This window comes from Haloactinospora alba, assembly GCF_006717075.1.
GTDB classification, from domain to species: Bacteria; Actinomycetota; Actinomycetes; order Streptosporangiales; family Streptosporangiaceae; genus Haloactinospora; species Haloactinospora alba.
In genome coordinates this window covers 3,448,390-3,473,354 of the sequence record NZ_VFQC01000001.1, presented here as the reverse complement: position 1 = coordinate 3,473,354, position 24,965 = coordinate 3,448,390, and the positions used below count along the sequence as shown (strand labels likewise).

Annotated in this window: 23 protein-coding genes and 2 tRNA genes; 16 read left to right on the top strand and 9 right to left on the bottom strand. The window is 69.6% G+C overall.

The genetic code is table 11. The annotated features are described in order from the left end of the window. Window positions 1–105 precede the first annotated feature (105 nt). The gene (locus FHX37_RS15690; protein ID WP_141925300.1) at window positions 106–933 is read left to right on the top strand and encodes an SAM-dependent methyltransferase; all 828 of its coding nucleotides are present in this window, start codon (window positions 106–108) and stop codon (window positions 931–933) included. Between the two features lie 183 nt (window positions 934–1,116). On the opposite strand, the gene FHX37_RS15685 is transcribed toward FHX37_RS15690, so the two are convergent. After that, a tRNA-Leu gene (locus FHX37_RS15685) sits at window positions 1,117–1,204 on the bottom strand. Between the two features lie 136 nt (window positions 1,205–1,340). Between FHX37_RS15685 and FHX37_RS15680 the strand changes: the two genes are divergently transcribed. From FHX37_RS15680 to FHX37_RS15665, 4 genes are all read left to right on the top strand, one after another. Beyond that, a complete protein-coding gene (locus FHX37_RS15680; protein WP_141924600.1) occupies window positions 1,341–2,663 on the top strand; it encodes a M20/M25/M40 family metallo-hydrolase in 1,323 nt (440 codons plus the stop codon). Between the two features lie 216 nt (window positions 2,664–2,879). Next, window positions 2,880–3,830 (top strand): hypothetical protein, encoded by a 951-nt coding sequence (locus FHX37_RS15675; protein ID WP_141924599.1) that lies wholly within the window; start codon window positions 2,880–2,882, stop codon window positions 3,828–3,830. Window positions 3,831–4,016: 186 nt separating this feature from the next. Beyond that, complete coding sequence (locus FHX37_RS15670) at window positions 4,017–4,748, top strand: chaplin family protein (protein ID WP_141924598.1); 732 nt, start codon at window positions 4,017–4,019, stop codon at window positions 4,746–4,748. Window positions 4,749–5,057: 309 nt separating this feature from the next. Continuing rightward, window positions 5,058–6,329, top strand: coding sequence for a hypothetical protein (locus FHX37_RS15665; protein ID WP_141924597.1), 1,272 nt, complete (start codon window positions 5,058–5,060; stop codon window positions 6,327–6,329). Between the two features lie 325 nt (window positions 6,330–6,654). Here the strand turns inward: FHX37_RS15665 and FHX37_RS15660 are convergent, their stop codons facing one another. Continuing rightward, on the bottom strand, window positions 6,655–6,840 hold the full coding sequence (locus FHX37_RS15660) for a DUF5703 family protein (protein WP_141924596.1): 186 nt from the start codon (window positions 6,838–6,840) through the stop codon (window positions 6,655–6,657). A gap of 230 nt (window positions 6,841–7,070) precedes the next feature. Here FHX37_RS15660 and topA point away from each other — a divergent pair, with 230 nt between their 5' ends. The 5 genes from topA to FHX37_RS15635 all read left to right on the top strand — a co-directional run bounded on the left by topA (window position 7,071) and on the right by FHX37_RS15635 (window position 15,528). Further along, a complete protein-coding gene (topA, locus tag FHX37_RS15655; RefSeq protein WP_141924595.1) occupies window positions 7,071–9,959 on the top strand; it encodes a type I DNA topoisomerase in 2,889 nt (962 codons plus the stop codon). Between the two features lie 431 nt (window positions 9,960–10,390). Then, window positions 10,391–12,469 carry a dTMP kinase gene (gene tmk / locus FHX37_RS15650; RefSeq protein ID WP_141924594.1) on the top strand — a complete coding sequence of 693 codons (2,079 nt, stop codon included), beginning with the start codon at window positions 10,391–10,393 and terminating at the stop codon, window positions 12,467–12,469. A gap of 93 nt (window positions 12,470–12,562) precedes the next feature. Then, on the top strand, window positions 12,563–13,735 hold the full coding sequence (locus FHX37_RS15645; RefSeq protein WP_141924593.1) for a DNA polymerase III subunit delta': 1,173 nt from the start codon (window positions 12,563–12,565) through the stop codon (window positions 13,733–13,735). Between the two features lie 104 nt (window positions 13,736–13,839). After that, on the top strand, window positions 13,840–15,369 hold the full coding sequence (locus tag FHX37_RS15640; RefSeq protein ID WP_246062315.1) for an alpha/beta hydrolase: 1,530 nt from the start codon (window positions 13,840–13,842) through the stop codon (window positions 15,367–15,369). 86 nt (window positions 15,370–15,455) lie between these two features. After that, a tRNA-Thr gene (locus tag FHX37_RS15635) sits at window positions 15,456–15,528 on the top strand. 95 nt (window positions 15,529–15,623) lie between these two features. Here FHX37_RS15635 and FHX37_RS15630 read toward each other — a convergent pair. Continuing rightward, window positions 15,624–16,001, bottom strand: coding sequence for a hypothetical protein (locus FHX37_RS15630; protein ID WP_141924591.1), 378 nt, complete (start codon window positions 15,999–16,001; stop codon window positions 15,624–15,626). Window positions 16,002–16,129: 128 nt separating this feature from the next. Here FHX37_RS15630 and FHX37_RS15625 point away from each other — a divergent pair, with 128 nt between their 5' ends. Next, window positions 16,130–16,735: an RDD family protein gene (locus tag FHX37_RS15625; RefSeq protein WP_141924590.1), complete on the top strand. Its 606-nt coding sequence runs from the start codon at window positions 16,130–16,132 to the stop codon at window positions 16,733–16,735. Window positions 16,736–16,764: 29 nt separating this feature from the next. On the opposite strand, the gene FHX37_RS22925 is transcribed toward FHX37_RS15625, so the two are convergent. From FHX37_RS22925 to FHX37_RS15605, 5 genes are all read right to left on the bottom strand, one after another. After that, complete coding sequence (locus tag FHX37_RS22925; RefSeq protein ID WP_170181598.1) at window positions 16,765–16,917, bottom strand: hypothetical protein; 153 nt, start codon at window positions 16,915–16,917, stop codon at window positions 16,765–16,767. Window positions 16,918–17,218: 301 nt separating this feature from the next. Further along, a complete protein-coding gene (locus FHX37_RS15620) occupies window positions 17,219–17,404 on the bottom strand; it encodes a DUF397 domain-containing protein (protein WP_141924589.1) in 186 nt (61 codons plus the stop codon). Beyond that, window positions 17,394–17,606 carry a Scr1 family TA system antitoxin-like transcriptional regulator gene (locus FHX37_RS15615; RefSeq protein ID WP_141924588.1) on the bottom strand — a complete coding sequence of 71 codons (213 nt, stop codon included), beginning with the start codon at window positions 17,604–17,606 and terminating at the stop codon, window positions 17,394–17,396. Before FHX37_RS15615 ends, FHX37_RS15620 begins: the two co-directional genes overlap by 11 nt. Window positions 17,607–17,982: 376 nt before the next feature. After that, window positions 17,983–18,177, bottom strand: a complete 195-nt coding sequence (locus tag FHX37_RS15610; protein ID WP_141924587.1) for a DUF397 domain-containing protein — start codon at window positions 18,175–18,177, stop codon at window positions 17,983–17,985. Window positions 18,178–18,186: 9 nt separating this feature from the next. Beyond that, entirely contained in the window at window positions 18,187–19,044 is an 858-nt protein-coding gene (locus FHX37_RS15605; RefSeq protein ID WP_141924586.1) for a helix-turn-helix domain-containing protein, read from the bottom strand. A gap of 397 nt (window positions 19,045–19,441) precedes the next feature. Between FHX37_RS15605 and FHX37_RS15600 the strand changes: the two genes are divergently transcribed. From FHX37_RS15600 to trpS, 5 genes are all read left to right on the top strand, one after another. Beyond that, window positions 19,442–19,714, top strand: a complete 273-nt coding sequence (locus FHX37_RS15600) for a hypothetical protein (protein ID WP_141924585.1) — start codon at window positions 19,442–19,444, stop codon at window positions 19,712–19,714. Next, a complete protein-coding gene (locus FHX37_RS15595; RefSeq protein WP_141924584.1) occupies window positions 19,711–19,926 on the top strand; it encodes a MerR family transcriptional regulator in 216 nt (71 codons plus the stop codon). Before FHX37_RS15600 ends, FHX37_RS15595 begins: the two co-directional genes overlap by 4 nt. Further along, window positions 19,923–20,165, top strand: a complete 243-nt coding sequence (locus FHX37_RS15590) for a hypothetical protein (RefSeq protein WP_141924583.1) — start codon at window positions 19,923–19,925, stop codon at window positions 20,163–20,165. Before FHX37_RS15595 ends, FHX37_RS15590 begins: the two co-directional genes overlap by 4 nt. Then, a complete protein-coding gene (locus tag FHX37_RS15585; protein WP_141924582.1) occupies window positions 20,153–20,554 on the top strand; it encodes a hypothetical protein in 402 nt (133 codons plus the stop codon). The genes FHX37_RS15590 and FHX37_RS15585 overlap by 13 nt, the downstream gene beginning before the upstream one ends. A 660-nt stretch (window positions 20,555–21,214) precedes the next feature. After that, entirely contained in the window at window positions 21,215–22,276 is a 1,062-nt protein-coding gene (gene trpS, locus FHX37_RS15580) for a tryptophan--tRNA ligase (RefSeq protein ID WP_141924581.1), read from the top strand. 740 nt (window positions 22,277–23,016) lie between these two features. On the opposite strand, the gene FHX37_RS15575 is transcribed toward trpS, so the two are convergent. Then, window positions 23,017–24,828: a BCCT family transporter gene (locus FHX37_RS15575; protein WP_141924580.1), complete on the bottom strand. Its 1,812-nt coding sequence runs from the start codon at window positions 24,826–24,828 to the stop codon at window positions 23,017–23,019. Window positions 24,829–24,965: the final 137 nt, after the last annotated feature.

The window sequence follows — 24,965 nt, the reverse complement described above, 5'->3', positions numbered from 1 at the left end:
GCGGGGACCGGTTGACCATCGCGCTGCCGGTTCGGAAGGCTGTGCCACGCGACCGTGCCGGACGTGCCACGTTCGGTCACCCCCTCGGTGAAGGGCCCCGAACCCATGAGCGACGCCGCCCCCGTCGGCCCTCCGGTGCCACCGCCGGTTGACGCGACCGTGCCGCACTCGGCGCGGATCTGGAACCACTGGCTCGGCGGGAAGGACAATTACGCCGCCGACCGCGAGGTCGCCGACGAGTTCCGCGCGCGCTTCCCCGGCATCCGGGACTACGCCCGCCAGGGGCGGGCGTTCCTGGGGCGCGCGGTGCGTTACCTGGCCGGTGAGGCCGGGGTGCGCCAGTTCCTGGACATCGGATCGGGCATGCCCACCGTGAACAACACCCACGAGGTCGCCCAGGCCGTGGCGCCGGAGTCCCGCGTCGTCTACGTGGACAACGACCCGCTGGTGCTGGCCCACGCCAACGCCCTGCTGGTCGGCACTGAGGAGGGCAGCACCGACTACATCCACGCCGACCTGCGCGACCCCGCGGCCATCATCGGGGCCGCCCGCCGGCGGTTGGACCTCACCCGACCGGTCGCGCTGATGCTCATGGGCGTCCTCGGCCACGTCCCCGACGAGGAGGTCCACCCGGTCGTGGACGGGCTGCTGGGAGAACTTCCGGGCGGCAGCTACCTGGCGGTGTGGGACGGGACCGACACCGAACCCGCCGCGAACGAGGCACTGGAGTCGTACAACGAGTCCGTCCCGCTGCCGTACCGGGCGCGCAGTCCCGAGCGGATCGCGGCGTTCTTCCGCGGAGTGGAGCCCGTCGCTCCCGGTGTCGTCCCCTGTCCGCAGTGGCGGCCCGACCCCGCCGGCGTCGGAACACTCACTCCCGGAGCCTCGGCGAGCCGCTGCGGCGTCGGCCGCAAACCCGGCGCCGCCGACTGAGCGGGCGGAGCCGGAAGAGAGCGGGGCGGGAGCGCCGTTTCCGCCCTTACCGCGCGGGAACGGGGAGGCGAAACAAAGAACGGCCGCACCTGAGCCATGTGTACTGAATGCGTACTGGCTCAAATGCGGCCCTGTTCCCGCGGCCCCGCCTCAGGTCTCTGACCTACGGCAAAGCCGGTCGCCTGGTGTCCGGAGGGGGACTTGAACCCCCATGCCCTATCCGGGCACTAGCACCTCAAGCTAGCGCGTCTACCGTTTCCGCCATCCGGACGTAGTATCCGCTCGGCGCATCGCGCCGAACACGGTTAACTGTAGCAAAAGTATGAGGGTGAGCGTGCATCGTTTTCCTCCGGGCGGGATCATGGGGGCCCGCCAACGACGCGCCGACCCCCGAGAGGAGCTGCTCCATGGCCGACGGGAGCGAGCGGTTGAGCCCGGCCGAAGCCGAGGTCGTCGACCTGTGCCGAGACCTGATCACCATCGACACGTCCAACTACGGCGACCACTCCGGCCCCGGCGAACGCCCGGCGGCCGAGTACGTGGCCGAGAAGCTGGACGAGGTCGGGATCGAACCGGCGATCTACGAGTCCCACCCGGGCCGGAGCAGCGTGGTCGCCCGCGTGGCGGGCGCCGACCCCAGCCGCGCGCCGCTGCTGGTCCACGGCCACCTGGACGTGGTTCCGGCCGACGCCGCCGACTGGACCCACGCGCCGTTCGCGGGCGAGATCGCCGACGGCTGCCTGTGGGGGCGCGGCGCCATCGACATGAAGGACATGGACGCCATGACGCTCGCGGTGCTGCGGCAGCGCATGCGGGAGGGCCGTCTCCCGCCGCGGGACATCGTCGTGGCGTTCCTGGCGGACGAGGAGGCGGGCGGCTCCTGGGGAGCCCAGTGGCTGGTGGACCAGCACCCCGAACTGTTCGCCGACTGCAGCGAGGCCATCAGCGAGGTCGGCGGGTTCAGTTTCACCGTGTCGGAGAACCGGCGGCTGTACCTCGTGGAGACCGCGGAGAAGGGCATCGCCTGGATGCGGCTGACCGCACGCGGCACGGCGGGGCACGGGTCGATGGTCAACGACGACAACGCCGTCACCGAGCTGGCGGAGGCGGTATCCAGGCTGGGCCGCCACGAGTTCCCGGTGCGCCTCACCAAGACGGTGCGGACGTTCCTGGAGGAGGTGTGCGACGCGTTCGGTATCGAGTTCCGGGAGGACGACGCCGAGGCGACCGTCGCCCGGCTGGGACCGATCGCCAGCATGATCGGCGCCACGCTGCGCCACACCGCCAACCCCTCCGTCCTGGACGGCGGCTACAAGGCCAACGTCATCCCCGGCGCGGCCAGCGCCCAGGTGGACGGCCGGTTCCTGCCGGGTATGGGCGATGAGTACTTCGCCGAGATCGACCGGCTGCTGGGGCCGAACGTGTCGCGGGAGTTCATCCACCACCTCCCCTCGGTGGAGACCGACTTCGAGGGCGGGCTCGTCAACGCCATGGGTGGGGCCCTGCGGGCGGAGGACCCGGGCGCGCGGGCGGTGCCCTACTGCATGTCCGGCGGCACCGACGCGAAGAGTTTCCAGAGGCTGGGCATCCGCAACTACGGTTTCGCGCCGCTGCAGCTGCCGCCGGAGCTCAACTTCGCCGGGATGTTCCACGGGGTGGACGAGCGGGTTCCGGTGGACGGCCTGCGGTTCGGCACCCGGGTGCTGGACCGTTTCCTCGGCATGAGCTGACCCGCGGCCGGCCGGTGCCGCCGCCCGGTGTGAGAGGGCTCCCCGGGCGGCAGCTCCGGCCCCGGAGCGAAAAACACACCGACGCTCCCCGCGTTTTGCCGTACATGTTGCGTGGGGTGGTGTTACTGTTACTCTCAGTTTGCAGAGGTTGTGCTGCGTGAGCGGCCGACCGAAGCGGCTGACCGTGCCACGCGGCTGTGTCGGAGAGGGGCGATCATGGCGTTCGCAGACCGGCGGGGGGAATCCCTCAGCCATGCGGTCTGCCGTGCCATGGACGACACTCTCCGCCGCACGCTCCTCCTGGTGGGACTGACGGTCACCGGCTGGCTCCTGGGAGGGGCCGCGCTCGCAGCGGCCGAGGGCGCCGCCGAGCCGGACCTTCCCGAGGTGTCCACTGCTGTGGACGCCGCGGGGGACGCCGCTGGTGCCGACACCGCCACGGACACGACGGCGGAGGGCCCCGGCGGGCACGATGCCGCACCCGTTCCCGCGGACGGTGGCGAGAACCTCCTGTCCGGAATCGACGAGGGAACCGACGTGTCGGCGCGCGACGCGCTCGAGGAGACCGGGCGGCGCGCGCACGAGGCCGTCTCGCGGACCGTGGGAGGCGACGGGGAACTCTCCGCGGAGGAGAATTCCCTCGGGGACGTGTCGCTGGGCGACTCCTCCCTGGTCTCCGAGCCGGTCTCCGACATCAACGACGGCCTGGAACGGACCGTCGAGCGCTCCGCCGAGCCGGAACCCCGCACCGATGGTGCCGAGGGGGCCACCGAGGCCGCCGAGGAGGCGGACGCGCAGCGGGATCGGGAACAGGACTCCGACCGGGACTCCGAGCAGCAAGAACCGGAGGAGGCGCAGCCGACCCCGTCCGCACCGGACGCGGGAGGGGCGTTCGGTACGGACCGCGGCGCCGGCGCTGACCCGGCCCCGCAACAGCAGAAGGACGCCGGCCACGACGACGGCTCCGGACAACCGGACCGCCAGGGCTGGCACGACACGTCCGAGACCACCGGCACGGTGTCCGCGCCCGGGGCGCCGGCACCGGCCGGTTTCCTGCGCAGCCAGCAGGAGTTCCCGCGCCTGAACGCCCAGCGCGTCGCGCTGCCCGGCGCGGTGCACCCGGCCGTCCGCGACGCGGCGGACGACCCCTCGTTCTCGCCCGACTAGCCCTTTCCGCACTGTCAGCGACGAAGCGGCTGAACGCGGGCCTTTCCGCGCCCGAGACGCGCGAGTGACACCCCGTCTGGACACACAGCGCACCTAGTCAGTCACTCTTCCTGCTGACATGTCGCAATGTCGAACCTCACTCCACGTAATTCCGAAATCCAATTCTGAAATCCGGAAGGAGACGTCATGTCGAAAACGTCCGTAGGAACACTCGCGGCCCTCGCGGCAGCCGGGGTCCTCTCCACCGCCCCCCTCGCCCACGCCGACACCAGCACGAGCGGGAACGGGTCGATCGGCGGCGGTAACCAGGTGGACGCTGACGCGGACGTCCCCGTGAACCTCTGCGGCAACGCGGTCGCGGTGCTGGGTGTGGCCGGCGCCAAGTGCGAGGACAGCGGCGCCAAGGTCGAGGAGGGCGACTCGGGGGACACCAGCACGAGCGGCGACGGCTCGATCGTCGGCGGCAACCAGGCGGACGCCGACGCGGACGTCCCCGTGAACGGCTGCGGCAACGCGGTCGGCGTCGCCGGCAACGCCGGTGCCGACTGCGAGGACAGCGGCGCCGAGGTCGACGAGGACGGCCCGGACGGCACCGAACCCCACAACCCGCCCGAGGACGGCGACAAGGAGAACCCCGACCCCACACCGGAGCCCACCCCCGAGGACCCGACCGCGCCGCCGGAGGAGGACGACAGTGAACCCGACCCCTCCCCAACCACGGAAGCCCCGTCCGAGGAAAAGCCCGAGGAGTCCCCTTCCGCGGATACCGAGCCCGCGGTGAACCAGAGTGACGACGACAGCCTGCCCACCACCGGCGCCAACGCGCTGGCGATGGTCGGCGCCGCCCTGGCGGCCGTCCTCGCCGGAGCCGGCGCGATCGCGCTGAGCAGGTTCCGCAAGGCCCGCGCCGAGGGGTAATCCCACGCAGCCCCCGACCCGCGTGTCGGGGGCTGGCGCGAGTCCCGCGGCGCGGCAGCCGTGCGGCGGGATTCACGCCAGCCCCCGCTCATCCAGAGCGGGGCTGACCGGGCGTGCGCCACGTTCCCGCATCCGGCGGGACACGCTGCGTGCCCCCCACCGCATCCGGCGGGCCCGTACTCGGCCAGATACGGGGCGGCGGGATGGCAGCCAGGCCACGGAGGTCCGCGCTCCCTCCAGGAGCGCAGGAGCCCTCGGGGGTTGGTTCATTTCATCTCATCCGCGAATTTCGTTCGAGAGGACCTTCACATGCGCAAGTGGGTGCGCACTTCGGCACATACCGCGCTGCTGACAGCCGGATTCGTGGCGCTCGGCGCCGGCGTCTCGTTCGCCGACAGCCACCCGAGCACCTCGGGCAACGGGTCGGTGCTGGGCGGCAACCAGCTCGTCGCCAACGCCGACGTTCCGGTGAACCTCTCCGGTAACGCCATCGGCGCCGTCGGCGGCATCGCCGGAGCCAAGGCCGACCACACCGGTGCCGTGGTGCACGACAAGAACGGCGACATCTCCACTAGCGGCAACGGCTCGCTGGTCGGCGGCAACCAGGCCGTCCTCGACGGGGATGTCCCGGTGAACGTCACCGGCAACTCCGTCGGCGCGGTGCTGGGCACCGCCGGCGCGGCCGCCGAGCACAGCGGCGCCGCCGTCATCGAGGGCGGCCACGGCGACGACATCTCCACCTCCGGCAACGGTTCCGCCGTGGGCGGCAACCAGCTCGTTGGTGACCTGGACGTTCCGGTGAACGCCTCGGGCAACGCCATCGGCGCTGTCGGCGGTGTCGCGGGCGCGGCCGCCGAGGACACCGGCGCGCTGGTGAAGGAGGGCGGCACCTCCGGCGGGCACGCGCGCCACGCGCAGGCGGCGCCGACCACCGGCTCGCTGCTGGACCGCGCGAGCGAGGTCGCGGAACCGCTGCACGCGCAGACCGACAGTGTGGACGCCGGCCCGGTGCTGCACCAGACCGCGGGCCACGGCCACGGCGACGACATCTCCACCTCCGGCAACGGGTCGCTGCTCGGCGGCAACCAGGCCGTCGTGGACCTGGACGTTCCGGTGAACGCCTCGGGCAACGCCATCGGCGCCGTGGGCGGTGTCGCGGGCGCGGCCGCCGAGGACACCGGCGCCATCGTGAGCGAGGGAGCGAAGTCCCACAGCACCGGCATGGCGGCCGAGGACACGAGCGGGGTGGAGCGGGAGTCCCAGACGGCTCCCACCGGTGAGGCGCAGGAGCTGACCAACGAGCTCCCCGACACCCCCGTGGACGACACCCTGAACACGGGCGAGCAGCTGCCCGAGGCCCCGGCCGGGGAGACCCTGGAGCTGACCAACGAGCTCCCCGCGCCCTCGGTGGACGAGACGGTGGACCTGGACACGGGGCTTTCCGAGAGTGGTGCCGCGCAGGACACCGCCGAGTCCGCCGCCCCGAGCGAGCTGTCCGGCGTGCCGCAGGAGGCCGCCGAGAACATGCCTTCCGGGGCGACCAACCCCGTGGGTCAGGTCACGAACACGCTGGGCCTGTAGCCACTGGCTACCGGGTGCGTTGCTCCCGGTAGCGGCCCGGGGTCCGGCCGACGCCGTCTCGTCTCCTGTCCCGTAAGGACGCGGTGGACTGGCAGGGGAGAGGCGCGGAGGCCGCGGCACCCGGCCGGTGCTGGTGCTTTCCCCGTCGCGTAAGGAACGCGGTGGACTGGCGGGGGAGGGGCCAAAGCACCACTGTCGGCGAGTCCCGTCGGACGAACATCCGAGGGGACTCGCCGTTCGTGTGTCGTGGGACCGTTTCGGGACGCGCCCCGCCGCGGTGCGGTATAGGCTCGGATTGTCGGGGACCGGACCACTGTGCCGGAAATCACATGGTGCGCATCCGCCGGATGATCTTCCGGCACAGGGTGACGCGGCGGCTCCCGTCGCGGTAAACCCGCACCCGGGCGATTTCCCACCTCCCGTATTCCGCGTGCTCGGTCAGGGCCTGTCGGGTGGCGTTACGTGTCGTACCGCGGGGAATCTCCAGATCCCGGTACTCGTACTCAAGCATCGCCTTTATTCTGCGGCTTCCGGCGAGGTACGCGCCACAACGTTCGGATACAGGGTGCGGGGAACCGGAATCTCGGGGAATGATGCGGATTCGTGGAGCGGGACCGGCCCGTCGTCCCGAGAGGCGGATCGCGGAGCCGTCGGTTACTGTCGGTTGCTGGGGACCGGATGGCTCGCGGTCCGGTCGGTCGGTCGCACAGACAGCGCAAGGCGAGATATAGGGGATAGAGCGTGCCACCCAAGAAGGGCAGTGCCGGCAAGGACGGCCCAACGGACACCGGAAACCACGGCGGGAACCGGCTCGTGATCGTCGAGTCGCCCGCCAAGGCGAAGACGATCGCCGGCTACCTCGGCCAGGGGTTCGTCGTGGAGTCCAGCATCGGCCACATCCGGGACCTGCCTACGAAAGCCGCCGAGATCCCGGCCCGGTACAAGAGCGAACCGTGGGCTCGGCTGGGTGTCAATGTCGAACATGACTTCGAGCCTCTCTACGTCATCAACACGGACAAGAAGGCTCACGTCAAGAAGCTCAAGGAGATGTTGGCCGAGGCGGACGAGCTGTATCTCGCCACGGATGAGGACCGGGAGGGCGAGGCGATCGCCTGGCACCTGCGGGAGGAACTCAACCCGACCGTGCCGGTGAAACGCATGGTGTTCAACGAGATCACCCAGGAGGCGATCAGCTACGCCGCCGAGCACACCCGGGACCTGAACCTGCGACTCGTCAACGCCCAGGAGACGCGGCGCGTCCTGGACCGGCTCTACGGCTACGAGGTCTCTCCGGTGCTGTGGAAGAAGGTCATGCCGAAGCTGTCGGCCGGCCGCGTCCAGTCGGTGGCGACCCGGCTGGTGGTGGAGCGGGAGCGCGAACGGATCGCGTTCGTCCCGGCCGAGTACTGGGGGCTCAAGGCCGTCCTCGACACCGTCGGCGCCGACGCCGGGGAGGACACCGCCTCCTTCACCGCCGCGCTGGTGTCGGTGGACGGCAACCGCGTCGCCGTCGGGCGCGACTTCACCTCCGAGGGGACGCTGCGGTCGTCCTCGGGTGTGCTCCACCTCGACGAGGAGTCCGCCCGCGCCCTCGCCCAGCGGTTGGACGGCGGGGACTTCGCCGTGCGGTCGGTGGAACGCAAACCCTACAAACGCTCGCCGTACGCCCCGTTCCGCACCACCACCCTGCAGCAGGAGGCCTCCCGGAAACTGAACCTGTCTTCCAAACAGACCATGCAGGTGGCCCAGCGGCTCTACGAGAACGGGTTCATCACCTACATGCGTACCGACAGCATCACCCTGTCGGACAACGCGCTCGCCGCCGCGCGGGACCAGGCCAGCCGGTTGTACGGCAGTGACTACCTCCCGTCGAAACCGCGCGTCTACACCAGCAACGTGAAGAACGCCCAGGAGGCGCACGAGGCGATCCGCCCCTCCGGGGACACGTTCGCCACCCCGGCCGAGACCGGACTCACCGGGATGGAGTTCCGGCTGTACGACCTCATCTGGAAACGCACCGTCGCCTCCCAGATGAAGGACGCCGTCGGCGAGTCGGTGACGGTGCGCGTCGCCGGGTCCTCCAGCGCGGGGGAGCAGGCCGAGTTCTCCGCCACCGGCAAGGTCATCACGTTCCACGGTTTCCTCAAGGCGTACGTGGAGGGATCCGATGACCCCAACGCCGAGCTCGACGACCGGGAGCGCCGGCTGCCCCCGATGGAGGAGGGCGACTCCCTGGCCACCGAGAGCGTCACCGCCGAGGGGCACAGCACCCGCCCGCCGGCGCGCTACACCGAGGCCAGTCTGGTCAAGGAGCTCGAGGACCGCGAGATCGGCCGCCCCTCGACGTACGCCTCCATCCTGGGCACCATCCTCGACCGCGGTTACGCGTTCAAGAAGGGCACCGCGCTGGTTCCGTCGTTCCTGGCGTTCGCCGTGGTGCAGCTGCTGGAGCGCCACTTCGGCGACCTGATCGACTACGAGTTCACCGCCCGCATGGAGGACATGCTGGACGGGATCGCGCGCGGCGAGACGGAGAGCGTGCCGTGGCTGCGCCAGTTCTACTTCGGCGACGACGAGGAGACCGGGCTGAAGGACCTGGTCGGCGACCAGCTCGCCGAGATCGACCCCAAGGAGATCAGCTCCTTCACCATCCCGGGCAGCGACATCGTGCTGCGGGTGGGCCGGTTCGGCCCCTACATGGAACGGGACGGCCAGCGGGTCAACATCCCCGAGGACCTCGCGCCGGACGAGCTCACCAGCGAGAAGGCCGAGGAGCTGTTCGCCCAGCCCAGTGAGGACCGGGAGCTGGGCACCGACCCGGAGACGGGGCGCACCATCGTCGCCAAGAACGGCCGGTTCGGCCCCTACGTCACCGAGATCCTGGAGGAGCCGGACAACGACAACGGCGAGAAGGGCAAAACCGACACCAAGCCGAAGTCGAAGTCCAAAGCCAAGTCGGGGCCCAAACCCCGCACCGCCTCGCTGCTGAAGTCCATGTCGCTGGACACGGTCACGCTGGAGGACGCGGTGCGGCTGCTGTCGCTGCCGCGCGTCGTCGGGGAGCTCGACGGGGAGGACGTCACCGCCCAGAACGGCCGGTTCGGCCCCTACCTGAAGAAGGGTTCGGACAGTCGCTCCCTGGAGAGCGAGGAGCAGATCTTCACGATCACGATCGACGAGGCCAAGGAGCTGTTCGCCAAACCCAAGCAGCGGGGGCGGCGCGCGGCGGCCGCGCCGCTGCGCGAGCTGGGCACGGACCCGCACAGCGGGAAGCAGATGGTGATCAAGGACGGCCGGTTCGGCCCCTACGTCACCGACGGCGACGTCAACGCCTCCCTGCGCCAGGGGGACGAGGTCTCCTCGGTCACCGACGAGCGGGCGGCCGAACTGCTGGCGGACCGTCGTGCCAAGGCACCGGCGAAGAAGAACAGCACCGGCACGAACAACACCGGGTCGAAGAGCACTGGGTCGAAGAGCAGCGGCACGAAGAGCAGCGGGTCGAAGAGCGGCACGGGCACGAAGAAGAGCACCGGGAAGAGCGGTACCGGGAAGAAGAGCACTTCCACGAACACCTCCACCGGCACGACGAAGAAGAGCGGCGGCTCCGGCGACAGTGACGAGTCCGGCTGAGGCCTGTCGTTATTCTTCTGATCTCGCCTGTTCCGGCGGGCGGCGTTAGGGTGCGAGACAACACGGCCTTCAGCGTCGGCACGGTCGCCACCCCGCTGGAGTGGACGGGAGGTCCGCCGCTGCGGTTCACCGGTGACCGCGGCTGGCTCCCACGGTAGCGCTCCCGCCTGGCCGGACACAGTGCCGCGGGCAGTCCTCCGCGGCAGCCGCCGCACGGCGTTCCACCCGCGTGTTCCACAGGCACGGCCAGGTGGCCCGGACGGTTCGCGGCCCACGGCCGGGCAGTGCGGAACCGCCACCCACCGGGAACGGCCGTCGCGGACCGGTGCTGGTTACCGATGCCCTGACCAACCAGAGAGTGGGTGCATGTTGACGGTTTCGCGGGAATTCCTCCCCATGCGGAAGGGTGGGGGCCGCGCCCCGGATCGCCGATGAGTGGATCCGTCCCCCTCGCGGCACCGGGCGGCGCGGTGCGCGACGCCCTCGAGGACCGGCCGTTCCGGCGGCTGTGGTTCTCCTACTCCCTCTCCAGTCTCGGCGGGTGGCTCGCCCTGCTCGCCCTGCTGTCCCTGGCGTTCACCCTCTCCCAGGGCCACCAGCCGTTCTCGCCGGAGGCCGCCGTCGCCGGGGTGCTCGGGGCGAAGCTCGCGGCGCGGCTCCTCCTTCCGGCGCTGCTGCGGCTGGCCACCGACCGGGTCGACTCCCGGCTGGTCATGGCCGTCGCGGACGCCGTGCGGGTGGCCCTGTTCGTGTCGGTACCCCTGGTGGCCACGGTCGAGTGGGTGCTGGCCGTCGCGTTCCTCTCCGAGTGCGCGGCCGTGGCGCGGGCGCAGGCCACGAACAGTGCCCTCGCCGGACTCGTCGCCGACAACCGGCAGGACCGGGCCCGGCGGTTCCTCCACCTCACCCCGCACGGCACCGCGCCGCTCGCCGCCGCCGTGTTCGCCGTGCTGGCGGTGGCGGGGTGGCTGCTGGAGGGCCTGTTCTCCCCGATGGCCGACGTCGCCCTGTACGCGAACACCGTCGCGTTCGCTGCGGCCGGCGTCCTCCTCTGGTGGGTTCCGTCCGCGGCCCGGGAATCCCAGGAGTCCCGGGAGGACGAGGAGACGACGCAGCAGGCCGAGGGGACCCGCCCGATACCGACGCTGCGCGAGCGGACCCGCACCGCGGTCGTTCCGGCGGCGCGCCGGTGGCTGGCGTGGGGCATGCTCGCGGTCTTCGTCCCCGGAGGCCTGCTCGTGGGAGCGGGGCGCGTCCACGTGTCCCACCTCGGCGCGGGTGACGCCGGGTTCGGGGTACTGGTCGCCGCGGTCACCACCGGGACTGCGCTGGGCGTGTTCGGCGGGTCGCGACTGCTGCGCGACGTCAGCCGCGAACGGTTGTTCGGCCTGGCCGCCGGCCTGGCGGGCGCGTCCCTCATCGTCGTCGGCCTCGTGGGCGACATGGCGGTGGCGGCGGTGTTCGCCGCGCTCACCGGCCTCGGCGCCGGCCTCGCCTGGTCGGCGGGGACGGTCCTGCTGGCCCGCCAGTCGGACGAGGAGGACCACGAGCGCGTCCTGGACTTCCTCCACCCCGCCCTGCGGTTCGTGCTGGTGGCCTCCGCCATCGTGGCCCCGCTGCTCGCCTGGCCCGTCGGCGACCACCAGGTCCGAAGCGGTGACGTCGGCTACGGCCTGTGGGGAACCGGCGTGGTACTGGCTGGCGCGGGACTGGTCGCCCACGTCGCCGCCGCGGTGTGCTACCGCCGGATGACCCGCGGCCTGCAGGGGTCGCTGCGGGCGGAGGTCGCCACCGTGCTGCGTGGCGCGCCCGCCGCCCCGCCGGTCTCCACCGAGCAGCTGCCGGGCACGTTCATCGTCTTCGAGGGCGGTGAGGGCGCCGGCAAGTCCACCCAGGCGCGTCAGCTGTCCGTGTGGCTGCGAGACGAGGGCTTCGAGGTGGTGTCCACCCGCGAACCGGGTGCCACCAAACTCGGCATGCGGCTGCGGACGCTGCTGCTGGAACGCGGCGACACCCCCATGTCGCCGCGGGCGGAGGCGCTGCTGTACGCCGCCGACCGCGCCAACCACGTCCAGTCGGTGATCCTGCCCGCGCTGCGGCGCGGCGCGATCGTCATCAGCGACCGCTACGTCGACTCCACCCTCGCCTACCAGGGGGCGGGACGGGAGCTGTCCCGCGCCGGCATGGAGCGGATCAACGACTGGGCGACCGAGGAGCTGGTCCCGCACCTCACCGTGCTGCTCGACGTCCCTCCGGAGGAGGGGCTGGCGCGCAACAGCGGCGAACACGACCGGATCGAGTCCGAATCGGAGGAGTTCCACACCCAGGTGCGGGCCGGTTTCCGGGACCTGGCCGCCCGCGACCCGGGGCGCTACCTGGTGCTGGACGCCCGGGACGGGGAGGCGGAGATCTTCCGGGAGGTCCGGCGCCGTGTCCGCCGCATCCTGCCCGACCCGGTGCCGCGCGAGTCCGAGGCGGTCACCGGCATGATGCCCATCATCGACGAGTGACCGGACCGGGGTCCGGGCCGTCCGCGGCGGTGCGGACCCCGGGCCCCGGCCTGGCGGGCGCACCGGACGGGGATTGGCTCCTATCCTTGGACCGTGAGCGTCTTCGATGACCTTGTAGGCCAGGAAACGGCCGCGGGAACGCTGCGTTCGGCGACGGACGCCGCCCGGGACCTGCTCGCGGGCGGCCCCGGGGCGGGAATGACACACGCGTGGCTGTTCACCGGCCCGCCCGGTTCGGGGCGCGGGGAGGCGGCCCGGGCGTTCGCCGCCGCGCTGCAGTGCCCCGACGGCGGCTGCGGCCACTGCGACGCCTGCCACCAGGTGCTCGCCGGCAGCCACCCCGACGTGCTGTACGTCCGCCCCAGCGGGTTGAGCTTCGGTGTGGACAAGACCCGTGAGCTGGTGCTGCAGGCGGCCTCCCGCCCCACCGGAGGACGGTTCCGGGTGGTGTTGTTCGAGGACGCCGACCGGGCGACCGAAGCCGCCTCCAACGCGCTGCTGAAGGCGATCGAGGAGCCGTCGCCGCGCACCGTGTGGCTGCTGTGCACCCCCACCGCGGAGGACCTCCTCGTCACGATCCGCTCCCGCTGCCGCCAGGTGACCCTGCGCACCCCGCCCGTGGCGGACGTGGTCGACGCGCTGACACTCCGCGACGGCGTCGACGCCGAGACCGCGAACGAGGCGGCGCGGGCCGCCGGCGGGCAGATCGACCGCGCCCGCCAGCTCGCCACCGACCCCAAGGCCCGGCAGCGCCGCGCCGAGGTGCTGGCCATCCCGGCCCGGCTGGACGGGCTCAGCTCCTGCGTCTCCGCGGCGGCGCGGCTGTACGAGCTGGCCGAGGAGGAGGCCAAGGAGGCGACCAGCGCCCTCGACGAACAGGAGAAGTCGGAGCTGAAGGCGGCGTTCGGCGAGGGCGGCACCGGAAAGGGGGTCGCCAAGGCCGTGCGGGGCGCCTCCGGCGCGGTCAAGGAACTCGAGGAGCAGCAGAAGCGCCGCGCGACCCGCATCAAGCGCGACACCTACGACACCGCCCTGATGGACCTGGTGGCGTTCTACCGCGACGTGCTGGCGCTGCAGGTGGGTGCGCGGGTGGAGCTGTCCACCGCCGCCCAGGGGGAGGACCTGCGGCGGGTGGCTCGGTCCGGAACCCCGGAGGCGACACTGCGGCGGATCGACGCGATCATGGACTGCCGGGAGCGGATCTCCGCCAACGTGCACCCGCAGATCGCCCTGGAGGCGATGACGGCGGCCCTGTACACGGGGTGAGCCGGCGAGTGGCGGGTGGGCGGGTGCCGCCCCGGCCGGACGACAGTCAGCGACACGAGGGACGGGCTCGGGTGAGGACGACAGTAGGGCTAGGCTGCGCCGCTGTGCTGCTGCTCGCGGCGGGGTGCGGCGGCGATCCGGACGACGGCGGCCGGGACGGGGAAGGGAAGTCGGGCGGGGACACCGCGGGGACGCCGGAGGCGCTCACCGGGTTCTACGAGCAACAGGTGGACTGGGAGGACTGCGGGAGCGAGGAGGACGGGTTCGAGTGCGGGAGCTACGAGGTCCCGCTGGACTACGACGACCCGGACGGCGAGACGCTCGACATCGCGGTGAAACGCCTCCCCGCCAGCGGCGACAGCACGGGCTCGCTCGTGGTCAACCCGGGCGGCCCCGGCGGTTCCGGACTCCAGTACGTGAGCATGGCCAGCGACATCGTCACCGGGGACGTGCGCGAGCGGTTCGACCTGGTGGGGTTCGACCCCCGCGGGGTGGGGGAGAGCTCCCCGGTGCGGTGCCTGTCCCCCGAGAAGCTGGACGCGTTCCTCGGCAGCGACGTGGACACCGCCGACGGCAACGGCGACATGGCCGAGGTCACCGACGAGGGCGTGCGGCAGCTCACCAGCAGCAGCGAGGAGTTCGTGCAGGCGTGCCAGGAGAACTCCGGTGAGCTGATCAACCACCTCGGCACGACGAACGTCGCCGCGGACCTGGACGTGCTGCGCGGTGTCCTGGGGGACGAGGGGCTCACCTACCTCGGCAAGTCCTACGGCACCAGCATCGGCGCGCATTACGCGGACCGGTTCCCGGACCGGGTGCGCGCGATGGTGCTGGACGGGGCGATCGACCCCACCCTCGACCAGGTCGAGGTGGCGCGCCAGCAGGCGGACGGGTTCCACACGTCGGTGCGCGCCTTCGTGTCGGACTGCCTGGAGCACTCCGAGTGCCCCCTCGGAGGGTCGGACACCAGCACGGACGCGGGGGTGGACCGCCTCGGCGAGCTGCTGGATAAGGCGGGGGAGGAGCCGCTGGAGAACCGGAACGGTGAGCGCGAGGTCACCCGGGCCTGGGCGGAGACCGGCGTGCTGGGCGGGATGTACAGCGCGAAGCGGTGGCCACAGCTGCGGTCGGCGCTGGGGGCCGCGTTCGACGGCGACGGCACCGCGCTGCTGCGGTTCGGCGACAACATGTACGGGCGCTACCCCGGTGGCAACTACGCGAACAAGAGCGCCGCGCTCATGGCGGTGAACTGCTCGGATTCGCCCAGCCCGCGCGACCCGGCCGCCTACCGGAAGGCCGCGTCCGAGGCGGACGAGGACGCCCCGCTGTTCGGCGCCTCACTGGTGTGGGGGGCGCTGCCGTGCGCCTACTGGCCCAAGGAGGCCGTCGCCGGGGAGAAGCAGCTGGACGCCGCCGGAGCCGAGGAGCTGCTGGTGGTGGGCACCACCCGGGACCCGGCCACCCCCTACGAGTGGTCGCAGAACCTGGCCGACCAGCTGGAACCGGGGGTGCTGCTGACCCGGGAGGGCGACGGGCACACCGGCTACCGGATGGGTAACTCCTGCGTGGACGATGCGGTGGACACCTACCTGTTGGAGGGTTCCGCTCCCGAGGACGGGACCGTGTGTGAGTGACACGTGTCGCCCGCCGGGTTTCCGAGTACCGTTCGGGTCGCGAAACGCGCTACACTGATCCCGGTTCCGCAGCGCGCGGGACCGGCGCCGCCTTAGCTCAGTCGGTAGAGCGATTCACTCGTAATGAATAGGTCGCCGGTTCGATTCCGGCAGGCGGCTCAGGGAAAACGCCGCCCCTTCGAGGGGCGGCGTTTTGTTTTGGTGGCCAGTTGGGTGGCGGGATCAACGCCCGCCCCGGTCTTGTCGTGTCGGCCTCACACGGGTTCCCAGATGAGGTCGGGCAGCACGACGCCCAGTGTCAGAATCACCAGGAGGACGGGCAGGGCGCACCAGCGCATCAGGCGCCGACGGCGCCACCACCACGCAGCGGCCGGCCACAGTAGCGCCAGGACGGCCATCCCGGCGGAGAGGTAGGCCGGGGTGCGGTCGTATCCTTGGTTCCTGTCGTACTCACACTGGGCTTGGGCTATCTCCGTCAGTTGCATCCAGCAACTCGGAGGGTCGCTGAGGAGCAGGGCCATGAACCCCAGCCAGCACGCTCCCAGGAACGCCAGCATGGTCGTGAGAACCAGCAGTATCGTGCCGGCGACGGGCACACCACCCGGTGGTGGGGATTCGCGGGGGGAAGTCATGCCGGCATGCTAAGTCCCCCGGTGCTGTGGCGGGCCGCGGCGCGGTCGGCGACGGGTGCCGGACGCCACACCCCCGTTGTGCGAGACTGTGTGGTTGTCCGCCCGTTCCTGGAAGGAGAACACGACCGGTGGCCCACCTGTACCCTCCTCCCGGTCAGCCCAGCGGGGGACACTTCCCCGCCGGAACCGGTCACCCCCACACCTCCCCGCACGGCCCCCATCCCGCCGCGCCGCAGGGCTATCCCGCCTGGCCGGGCGGCGCTGCGGCCGGACCGGCACTGGCCAGCTGGCCGGCCCGCGCCTGCGCGTACCTCGTCGACATGCTGGTGACCGTCCCGGTGGCGTTCGGCATCTTCGTCGGCGGGATGCTGCTGTCCATCGAGGTGTTCGACGCAGAGGGGAAGTCGGCGGAGGAGACACCCGAGATGATGCTTCCTGTGGCCCTCCTGCCCCTCCTCGCGGCGTTCGCGGTGTTCGCCTACTTCTGGCTGCTGCACGCCCGCTGGGGAAGGACGCTCGGGAAGCTGCTCACCGGGATCAGGGTGGTGTCCCTGCGTACCGGACGGCCGCCGTCGCTCGCTCCGGCAGCCGGTCGTTCCCTCGTACACCTGGCCCTCAGCATGGCGACCTGTCTGGGATGGCTCGTCGACCTGCTGTGGCCGCTGTGGGACGAGCCCTATCGCCAGACCCTGCACGACAAGGCGGTGGGTAGCTGCGTCGTCCGGGCCCGGTGACCCTGCGCCAGGGGCGCAGGGGTGGCCCGTCAGGGGCGCGGTTTCTGCAGCCAGCCCCAGGCGGCGGTGGCCAGGAACAGTACGACACCGAGCACGGTGAGCCAGAACAGGCCCTTGAGGACCATGCCCAGGACGGTCAGCGCGAGCCAGACCAGCAGCAGAAGCAGGATGAGGTACAGCACCGGCGGTCCTCCTCCGCGTGGGGTGCGTGAGCTCCGCGGGGGTACCTACCCGCCTGTGCCGAGGAGGATGCGTCGTCCACGGGGTGCGCCTGGAGGTCACGCGCCGGAGCGAACGCGTCGGGATGACGGGTGGGACCTGCCGCTCCTCCTGGGGAGGGCACCAACGGCTCCGGTTCGACGAACCGCAGCGGACGGTCGGAGCCGTGCCCGCGCCGGGGTGGTTCCCACACGAAAACAACCCCCGGCCGAAGCTGGGGGCTGAGCGCGTTCGTCCCGTGAGCGGGGCGTCACCGGATAAGGGTTACATGCGCTCGGCACGGACCTCGGTGAGGAACGCCTGCCACTCGGAGGTGGAGAACGACAGGTGGCCAAGACGGCGGTTCTGGGTGTCGCGGACCTGGACAGTGCGCTCCTCGCCACGGCATTCGACGCAGTTGTCCATACCCTTCTGGCTGTAACTGGACTTGACCCAGTTCTCATTCATCATCGAACTGTCTCCTGATCGTCTCCATCAGCGCGCGGGATGCTGCGGGAGGCAGGGCATCCACAGCTTCCCGAAGTTCGGTGGGAGTCTTCCCTGACCCGCCGAACTGAAGCAACGCGTGGGCGTACTCGGATGTCTGGAACAAGCCGGGGATCACGAGCGGCTGGTACATCCGGACCCCGGAAGCTTCGCTTTCGATGGCCACTACATCGCGGAACCATTCGACATGTCAGCGGCAGTCGTAGGAACTACTACAGACGTGCTTGGAGTAGCCCTCGAGAGGATGGCAGGCCCAGGTTGCTGCCCTGCCGAGGACTACTGATACTTCCTGTGCCGTGATTGGGGCTCGGCGCAGGGGCAAGAGTTCAGAGACGTTGGCGCGGGTCTCGGTGAGGAACGCTTGCCACTCGGAGGTGGAGAACGATAGGTGGCCGCCCTGCCGGTTCTGGGTGGCGTGGAATGTAGGGCGGTGCAGCGTCCCGACCAGCCACCTGTTCCTTCACCTTTACGGCGGGTAGGATGAAGCCGGATGAATACACCAAGGCCCCGGTGATGAGCCGGGGCCTTCGGTCTTTCGGGGGTTAGAGGGCGGTAGTCACCCGGAGTTCGCGCAAGAACGCGCTCCATTCGGTGGCGGGAAACGCGAGGTGCCCGCTCTCCGGCTGCTTGGAATCGCGAATAGCGACTCCGGAGGGCAGGTCGGCGATCTCGACACACTCCTTGGCGGTAGCGCTGTACGAACTCTTGCGGAAGTACAGTTCGTCGGATGAATACACGGTCGGTCCTTACAGGTTCGTGAGTAGGTTTTCCATGATCTCGATGGATTCCCGCTGCGACTTGGCTGCAGCTAGAAGATGGTCAAAGACGAGCTTGTACTCTGCGACCTCCTCGGGCTCCTCAAGAAACAGGCTGTCGATGCGGCTCTCCAGGTAAACCATCGACGGGTCGATCTCGCCCGGGAAGTCGAGAATGACGAACGGACCGCTGATGCCGGGATGCAACCCTGCCGAAAACGGCATGATTTGAAGCGTGATCCCATTGTCCGGGTTCGAGGCCGCCGTTATCAGGTGTTCGACCTGCTCGCGCGCGACATCATCGGCTACGAACAGACGGTGCAACACGGACTCGTCTATGATCGCCCACAAGAGGGGAGGGTCCTCTTGGTCGAGGATCTCCTGTCGCGCTTGGCGTGTGGCCACGATTCGTTGGGCCTCTTCGGCCGGGCGGGCGAGAGAAGCCCGGGCTGACGCCTCCGCGTACCTGGCTGTCTGCAGCAGTCCGGGAATCACCATGGTCTGGTAAGTCCGGATGACGCTCGCCTCGGACTCGAAGCCGACATAGGTGTCGCTACCGAAGATGTCGCTGTACTTCTGCCACCAGCCTCGTTGGCGTGATTGGCGTGCCAGGGTGAGGACACCTTCGCGCTGTTGCTCGTCGGTGACGTCGTACAGGTCGAGGAGAAGCCGGACGTTATTGATGTCCGGACGTGTCCACTTGTTGCCCTCCATGTGCGCGAGCCTTCCGCGCGACCATTCAAGCTTCGCAGCAGCACCTTCCAGGGTCATGTTGCAGTCATGACGGAGCTGACGCAGTACAGCGGACAAGCGTCGCCTGCGAACAGTTGGGCTGTATCTCCTGCTCATTAGGACTTCTCTCCAGGGGAGTGGTGTCCCCGATCGTATTGGGATCTTCTCAAACAGGCATCTTTCGGATTCCGCTAGTCGGATTCCTTTGATGTTCTTGCAAAGATTGGATTCCGAAGTTAATCATAGAGGGGTATTCATCCAAGCCGCTCTAGCGGCCTGACCCGAGGGGTCTCCTATGTTTCACACCCTCGCGTCTCTGTGGACGCTGCTCTTGATCCTGGCTGTCGCCCTGGTCCCACCCACGCGCTACCGGCATCACCACGAACGCCCGACCCCACGTGCCGCACCACCGCCACCCGCCAGGCGAGGTACGGCACGCCGCTTCACCGTGCCGTCGCCACGGGGCGGGACCCACGACCAGGCCGGGATTTCCTGCCGGGACGTGGATAGCGGCATGGTGCCTTCAGCCGCGTTTCCTGACCCCGAGGTGCTTGATCCCGAGGAGCACAGCCCGGTGCGGCCCTACGTGACCCAGCACGAACGCCACCGCCAGGAGCGGGAGGAAGAGGGGTACTGCCCGGCCTGCGGTGCTGCCATCACGCCTGAACCTCTCGCCCCACCGGCCTACGGCGACGGGTTGGACGATGTCCGCGAGGCACTGTCGCCGTTGGTACGCGAGTGGGTATCCCAGCGCGAGCAGACAACCCCGGTGGGGGTGGTCCGGTGAGTATCCCCAACAACTGGCCCGCCCCGTTGCTGCGTCCGGGTGACGTCGCCGAGGTGTTCGGCGTGACCACCTCCACCGTCAACGTCTGGGTGCGTGAGGGGCGCTTGTCCCCGGTGGTGGTCACTCCGGGCGGGCACCGCCGGTTCCTCCCGGACGATGTCCACACCCTGATGGCCGCCATCCACCACCAGGACGGGGGTGGTCAGGCGTGAATCTCACCCCGCAGGAGCGCCGCGAGTTGCGTGACCTGGTGGAGCAGCTCGTCCAGGCCACCGAGGGCCACGCGTTCTGGCTCAACCAGGTCCGGGCGACCATCCTCGCGCTGCGCGACCGATTGGACGCCTGGCTCGGCGACGAGAACGAGGACCACGACACCGGCAGGGGTGACGAGAACACGGGAAGGGTTTCCCACCAGCACAGCGCTGGGGGTGGTGGCCTGTGCGAGGAGTAGAGCCCGGGTGGGAGCCCGGCATGTGGGTGCGGCTGCCCGGGGAGCCCGATGGCCTCGCCCCGTGGGATGTCGTCACACAGCAGGCTGACGGGATGCTGCGGATCGCTCCCCGCGACACGGTCGGCGATGCCCACACGGTCACCGTCCACCCCGACACGGTGGAGCGGCTCTCCGGTGGGGATCTGTCGTATCTGCAGTGCCGCTGGCCCGTGGGGCTGCGGGTGCGGCTGCACGCAGCTGGTTCCACCGTGCACGTGGTTACCGGCCACACACCCCAGCCCGGAACGGACAGCGGGGAAGTCCTCGTGCGGCCGGCTAAGGGTGGCCCGGTGCGGCACGCCAACCCGCGCACCCTGACCGACTGGATCCCGGTCGAACTCCAGGAATAGGACCCAACGGTTGTGCGCATCGCCGGTCGGGCGCGCAAGTGGGGCGTGTGTGAGCCGAGGCCGCACACGCCCTACATCCCTCGAGGGGTGCTCCTGCCTTTCCCTCGGTGCCCGAGAGTGGTCGGTTCTCCGTGGTCTTATGGGGGGTGTTGATAGCAGTGGAACGGTATGGTCAGATCCTGACCGCATTCGGCGGGATACCGGTCATATGGAGTTGCAAAAGAATAAAGCTGCGCATTATTGCAGGTGGGTGAGCCCCACACACGTGGGGATGGACCCGTGCAGGCCACCGCTGGGTCCGGAGTGGGACAGTGAGCCCCACGCACGTGGGGATGGAGCGGGCTCATTCGGAGATAACTATGTTTCCTTTGACCGCCACGCTCGACGGACGCGGTATCGCCTACGTTCCCAGCCAGGCGAACTTCCTGCTAATGAATCTCGCGGGTGTGTACCAACCCGTCGTCGATAGACTTCAATCGCGGAACGCTCAGTATCGCGATGGTCACCGTTGGAATCTGCCCGGGTGGATCCAAGTCCATCTGATCAATGTCCCCACCGTTGCCCCCGTCATTGAGGCGATTGAGGCTGCGGTTCCGGGCCGCCCGTGACACGCGTGCACATACAACGACGACCGACACCTGGACGAAGGGTCCTACCGTCATGACAGATCAGCGGATGCTCACCGGCGACCGCCCCACAGGCAAGCTGCACCTGGGCCACTATGTGGGCAGTATCGCCAACCGGATCAGGCTGCAACACCAGTACGAGACCTGGCTCATCATCGCTGATCTGCACATGCTGACCACCAAGAACGCCCGCGCCGACATCGACGAGATATCGGCCAATGCCCGCCAGATGGTGCTCGATTCCCTGGCTGCGGGCATCGAACCCGAGCGGGCGACCTTCTACCTGCAGTCGGCCATCCCGGAGATCGGCGAACTCAACACGCTCTTCCAGAACCTGATCACTGTGCCGCGCCTGGAACGCATCCCCAGCCTGAAGGACATGGCCCGCGACGCGGACAAGGAGACCGAGATGCCCTACGGGCTTCTGGGGTATCCGGTTCTGCAGGCTGCCGACATCCTCTGCGTCAAGGCCCACACCGTCCCGGTCGGCAAGGACAACCACGCCCACGTGGAGGTCACCCGGGAGATCGCACGGCGGTTCAACCACCTCTACGGGGAGACCTTCCCGATACCCGAACTCATCACCAGCGAAGTGTCCTCCCTGGTCGGTACCGACGGCCAAGCCAAGGCGAGCAAGTCGCTGGACAACGTCATCTACCTTTCCGACAGTGCCGAGGAGGTTCGCAGGAAGGTATCCGCCATGTACACCGACCCCAACCGGGTACGCGCCGACATCCCGGGAACGGTCGAGGGTAATCCGGTCTTCGTCTACCACGATTCGTTCAACGACAACCCGGCCGAGGTTGCCGACCTCAAGGAACGCTACCGGGCAGGCACAGTCGGCGACGTCGAGGTCAAGGACACGCTCGCAGCCGCCATCAACCGGTTCCTCGACCCCGTTCGCGAACGCCGCGCCGCTTTTGAGGCCCAGCCTGGTCTGGTGGACCAGATCATCGTGGAGGGGACCGAGCGTACCCGGCGCGAGGTTCAGCAGGTGGTTTTCGAGGTGCGCAAGGCGATGGGGTTGGCCGGGGCGTTCAACCAGCTGCGCCGTAAGGCCGAGCGGGCGCAGAAGAAGGCAGCGTCCCAATCCTGAACCGGAGCGGCACTATGACGCCCGACTCCATAGGTACCGACCCTCCCTGCGGCCCCCGTGGGGAGGGAACGGCGCGCAGCGCTGCGACGCATCCGGTTCCAAGGTGAGCCCCACACATGTGGGATGGACCCTCGGTATCCATTGCGGTGTGGGTAGTGACCTCGTGAGTCCCACGCATGCGTGGATGGGGCCGGGTGAGGTCACCTGTGAGCTGTGCTGGCAGCGGGTGCGCACACGGGCGGGTGTGTGGTCGCGTTCTCGGCCTCGGTGTCCCACCGGGGGCGTGCGTCGTGAGGACGGATGTGGTCTCCTGACCCCGTCGCGGTGGTGGATGCCGCGCCACCTGGCAGCGATCCGTTTTGAGGGGTGTGCGTGCTATGTCCGAATATCCAGAAGTTACACACACGGGCATGCGCGCGACCTAGAAGACCAGGTCAGAGAGGATGCTCCCCACGCACGCGGGGATGGACCCTGCGCGTGCCCGCACCGCGCCAATCCGACCAGATGCTCCCCACGCACGCGGGGATGGACCCCTCATCCCCGCCGTACTGGGTTGTCCCTCGGAATGCTCCCCGCGCACGCGGGGATGGACCCGCCACCGGAACGGTCACCCCGGCCGCCGGGGAGATGCTCCCCACGCACGTGGGGATGGGCCGCTGGACCGTGGGCCCGACGGCACCCACCGCAAGCGTCGTGCGGGTGACCCCGGATCATCGGGGTCACCCGCACGGGTCGGTGGTTCACTCGCTGGTGGAGGCGTGCTCCCGCGTGGTGGAGTGGCCGTCGGGTCCGGCGTGCCCGTTGGCGGCGAAACCGGGAACGGACTCCCGTTCGGTCCCCTCGTCCGAGGCCGCTTCTCCATCGGTGGACCCGTCGGTCTCCGTGTCCTCGGTGGGGGAGATCTCCAACTGGAAATCCCCGTCGTGGTCCTGGGCTCCGGCGATGACGGCGGCCGTGACGACCTCCTCGCCCTTCGCCGACCGCAGCACCACCGGGTCCCGCTTGAGGTCGCGGACCAGGGCGAAACACATCAGGATGATGATGATCGCGAACGGCGCGGACACGATGATGGTGAGGTTCTGCAGCCCGGTGAGCGCGTCGTTGCCGCCGGCGAGCATCATGATCGCCGCCACGGCGCCCATCATCAGGCCCCAGAACACGGTGATGTGCTTCCTCGGCTCTATGGCGCCGCCCTGCGACATGGTGCCCATGATGATGGAGGCGGAGTCGGCGCCGGTGATGAAGAAGATCCCGATCAGCACCATCACCACGAGCGCGACCAGGGTGAAGGCGGGGAACTCCCGCAGCAGCCCGAACAGTTGCGACTCGGCGTCGTCACCCAGCGAGGCGATCCTGTCGGTGGAGCCGAGGCTCAGGGCGGAGCCGCCCATCACGCAGAACCACACCAGGCTGAGCGCGCTCGGGACGAGGATGACGCCGCCGATGAACTGGCGGATCGTGCGGCCGCGGCTGATGCGGGCGATGAACATGCCCACGAACGGCGACCAGGAGATCCACCACGCCCAGTAGAAGATGGTGTAGCTGGACAGCCACTCGTCGCTGGTGGTGGCGCCCGTGCGGGCGGACATGTCGAACAGGCCGCTGAAGTAGCTGCCCAGGGCGGTCGGCACCATGTTCAGCATGTAGACGCTGGAACCGGCCAGCAGGAGGAACACCAGCAGGCCGAAGGCCAGCACGATGTTGGTGTTGGACAGCCACTGGATGCCCCGGGCGACACCGGAGACCGCCGAGAACAGGAAGCACAGGATCAGCACGCCGATGACCGTGATCAGCACGGGGTCGCTGGACTGCTCGATCCAGCCGATCTCCTCCAGCCCGCTGCCGATCTGCAGGGCACCCAGCCCGAGGGACGCCGCGGTCCCGAACAGGGTCGCGAACAGGGCGAACACGTCGATGATCCGCCCGACGGCGCCGTTGGCGTGCCGCTCCCCGATGAGCGGGGTGAACACGGCGCTGATGAGCTGGCCCCGGCCCAGGCGGTAGGTGCCGTAGGCGATGGCCAGTCCCACGACGGCGTAGATCGACCACGGGTGCAGGGTCCAGTGGAAGAGCGTCGTCGCCATCGCGGTGGGCGCGCTCTCCGCCTCGGTCCCCGGTGGTGGGCTGAGGAAGTGGGTGATGGGTTCACCGGCGCCGTAGAAGACGAGGCCGATCCCCATCCCCGCCCCGAACATCATGGCGATCCAGGACATGGTGCGGAACTCGGGTTCCTCGTCGTCGCGCCCCAGCCGGATGCCGCCGTAGCGGCTGAAGGTGAGCCACAGCGCGAACACGACGAAGCCGGAGGCTGCCAGGATGAAGGCCCACCCGCCGTTGTGCACCAGCGCCGCGAGGGCGGTGCTGGACATGCCGCTGAGTGAGTCGCGGGAGATGATCCCCCAGGCGAGGAACGCGATGGCGAGGAACGCCGCGGTGCCGAACACCACCCGGTCGGTCCGGGGGGCGCGGTCGGCCTCCGACGTCGCCGGCGGCTCCCAGAGTAAATCCTCGGTGTTGATGTCCCCGCTGGATGAGCTGTTGTCTGTCGCCACGGTATCCGGCGCCCCTTTTGCGGGCGCGCCGCCTCCTTCTCTGACGTCCTACGGCGAGCGGGCACGGTGCCGTCCGTCGGGGGATGGCACACGACGGCCCCGCGTGCTCGGTTACCTCAGATGAGGCGGGGTTCTGT

Bases quoted from the DNA above. Each gene is read 5' to 3' on its own strand.
- FHX37_RS15690 (WP_141925300.1), top strand. From the start codon at position 106: ATGAGCGACGCCGCCCCCGTCGGCCCTCCGGTGCCACCGCCGGTTGAC.
- FHX37_RS15680 (WP_141924600.1), top strand. From the start codon at position 1,341: ATGGCCGACGGGAGCGAGCGGTTGAGCCCGGCCGAAGCCGAGGTCGTC.
- FHX37_RS15675 (WP_141924599.1), top strand. From the start codon at position 2,880: ATGGCGTTCGCAGACCGGCGGGGGGAATCCCTCAGCCATGCGGTCTGC.
- FHX37_RS15670 (WP_141924598.1), top strand. From the start codon at position 4,017: ATGTCGAAAACGTCCGTAGGAACACTCGCGGCCCTCGCGGCAGCCGGG.
- FHX37_RS15665 (WP_141924597.1), top strand. From the start codon at position 5,058: ATGCGCAAGTGGGTGCGCACTTCGGCACATACCGCGCTGCTGACAGCC.
- FHX37_RS15660 (WP_141924596.1), bottom strand. From the start codon at position 6,840: ATGCTTGAGTACGAGTACCGGGATCTGGAGATTCCCCGCGGTACGACA.
- tmk (WP_141924594.1), top strand. From the start codon at position 10,391: ATGAGTGGATCCGTCCCCCTCGCGGCACCGGGCGGCGCGGTGCGCGAC.
- FHX37_RS15630 (WP_141924591.1), bottom strand. From the start codon at position 16,001: ATGACTTCCCCCCGCGAATCCCCACCACCGGGTGGTGTGCCCGTCGCC.
- FHX37_RS15620 (WP_141924589.1), bottom strand. From the start codon at position 17,404: ATGATGAATGAGAACTGGGTCAAGTCCAGTTACAGCCAGAAGGGTATG.
- FHX37_RS15605 (WP_141924586.1), bottom strand. From the start codon at position 19,044: ATGAGCAGGAGATACAGCCCAACTGTTCGCAGGCGACGCTTGTCCGCT.
- FHX37_RS15600 (WP_141924585.1), top strand. From the start codon at position 19,442: ATGGTGCCTTCAGCCGCGTTTCCTGACCCCGAGGTGCTTGATCCCGAG.
- trpS (WP_141924581.1), top strand. From the start codon at position 21,215: ATGACAGATCAGCGGATGCTCACCGGCGACCGCCCCACAGGCAAGCTG.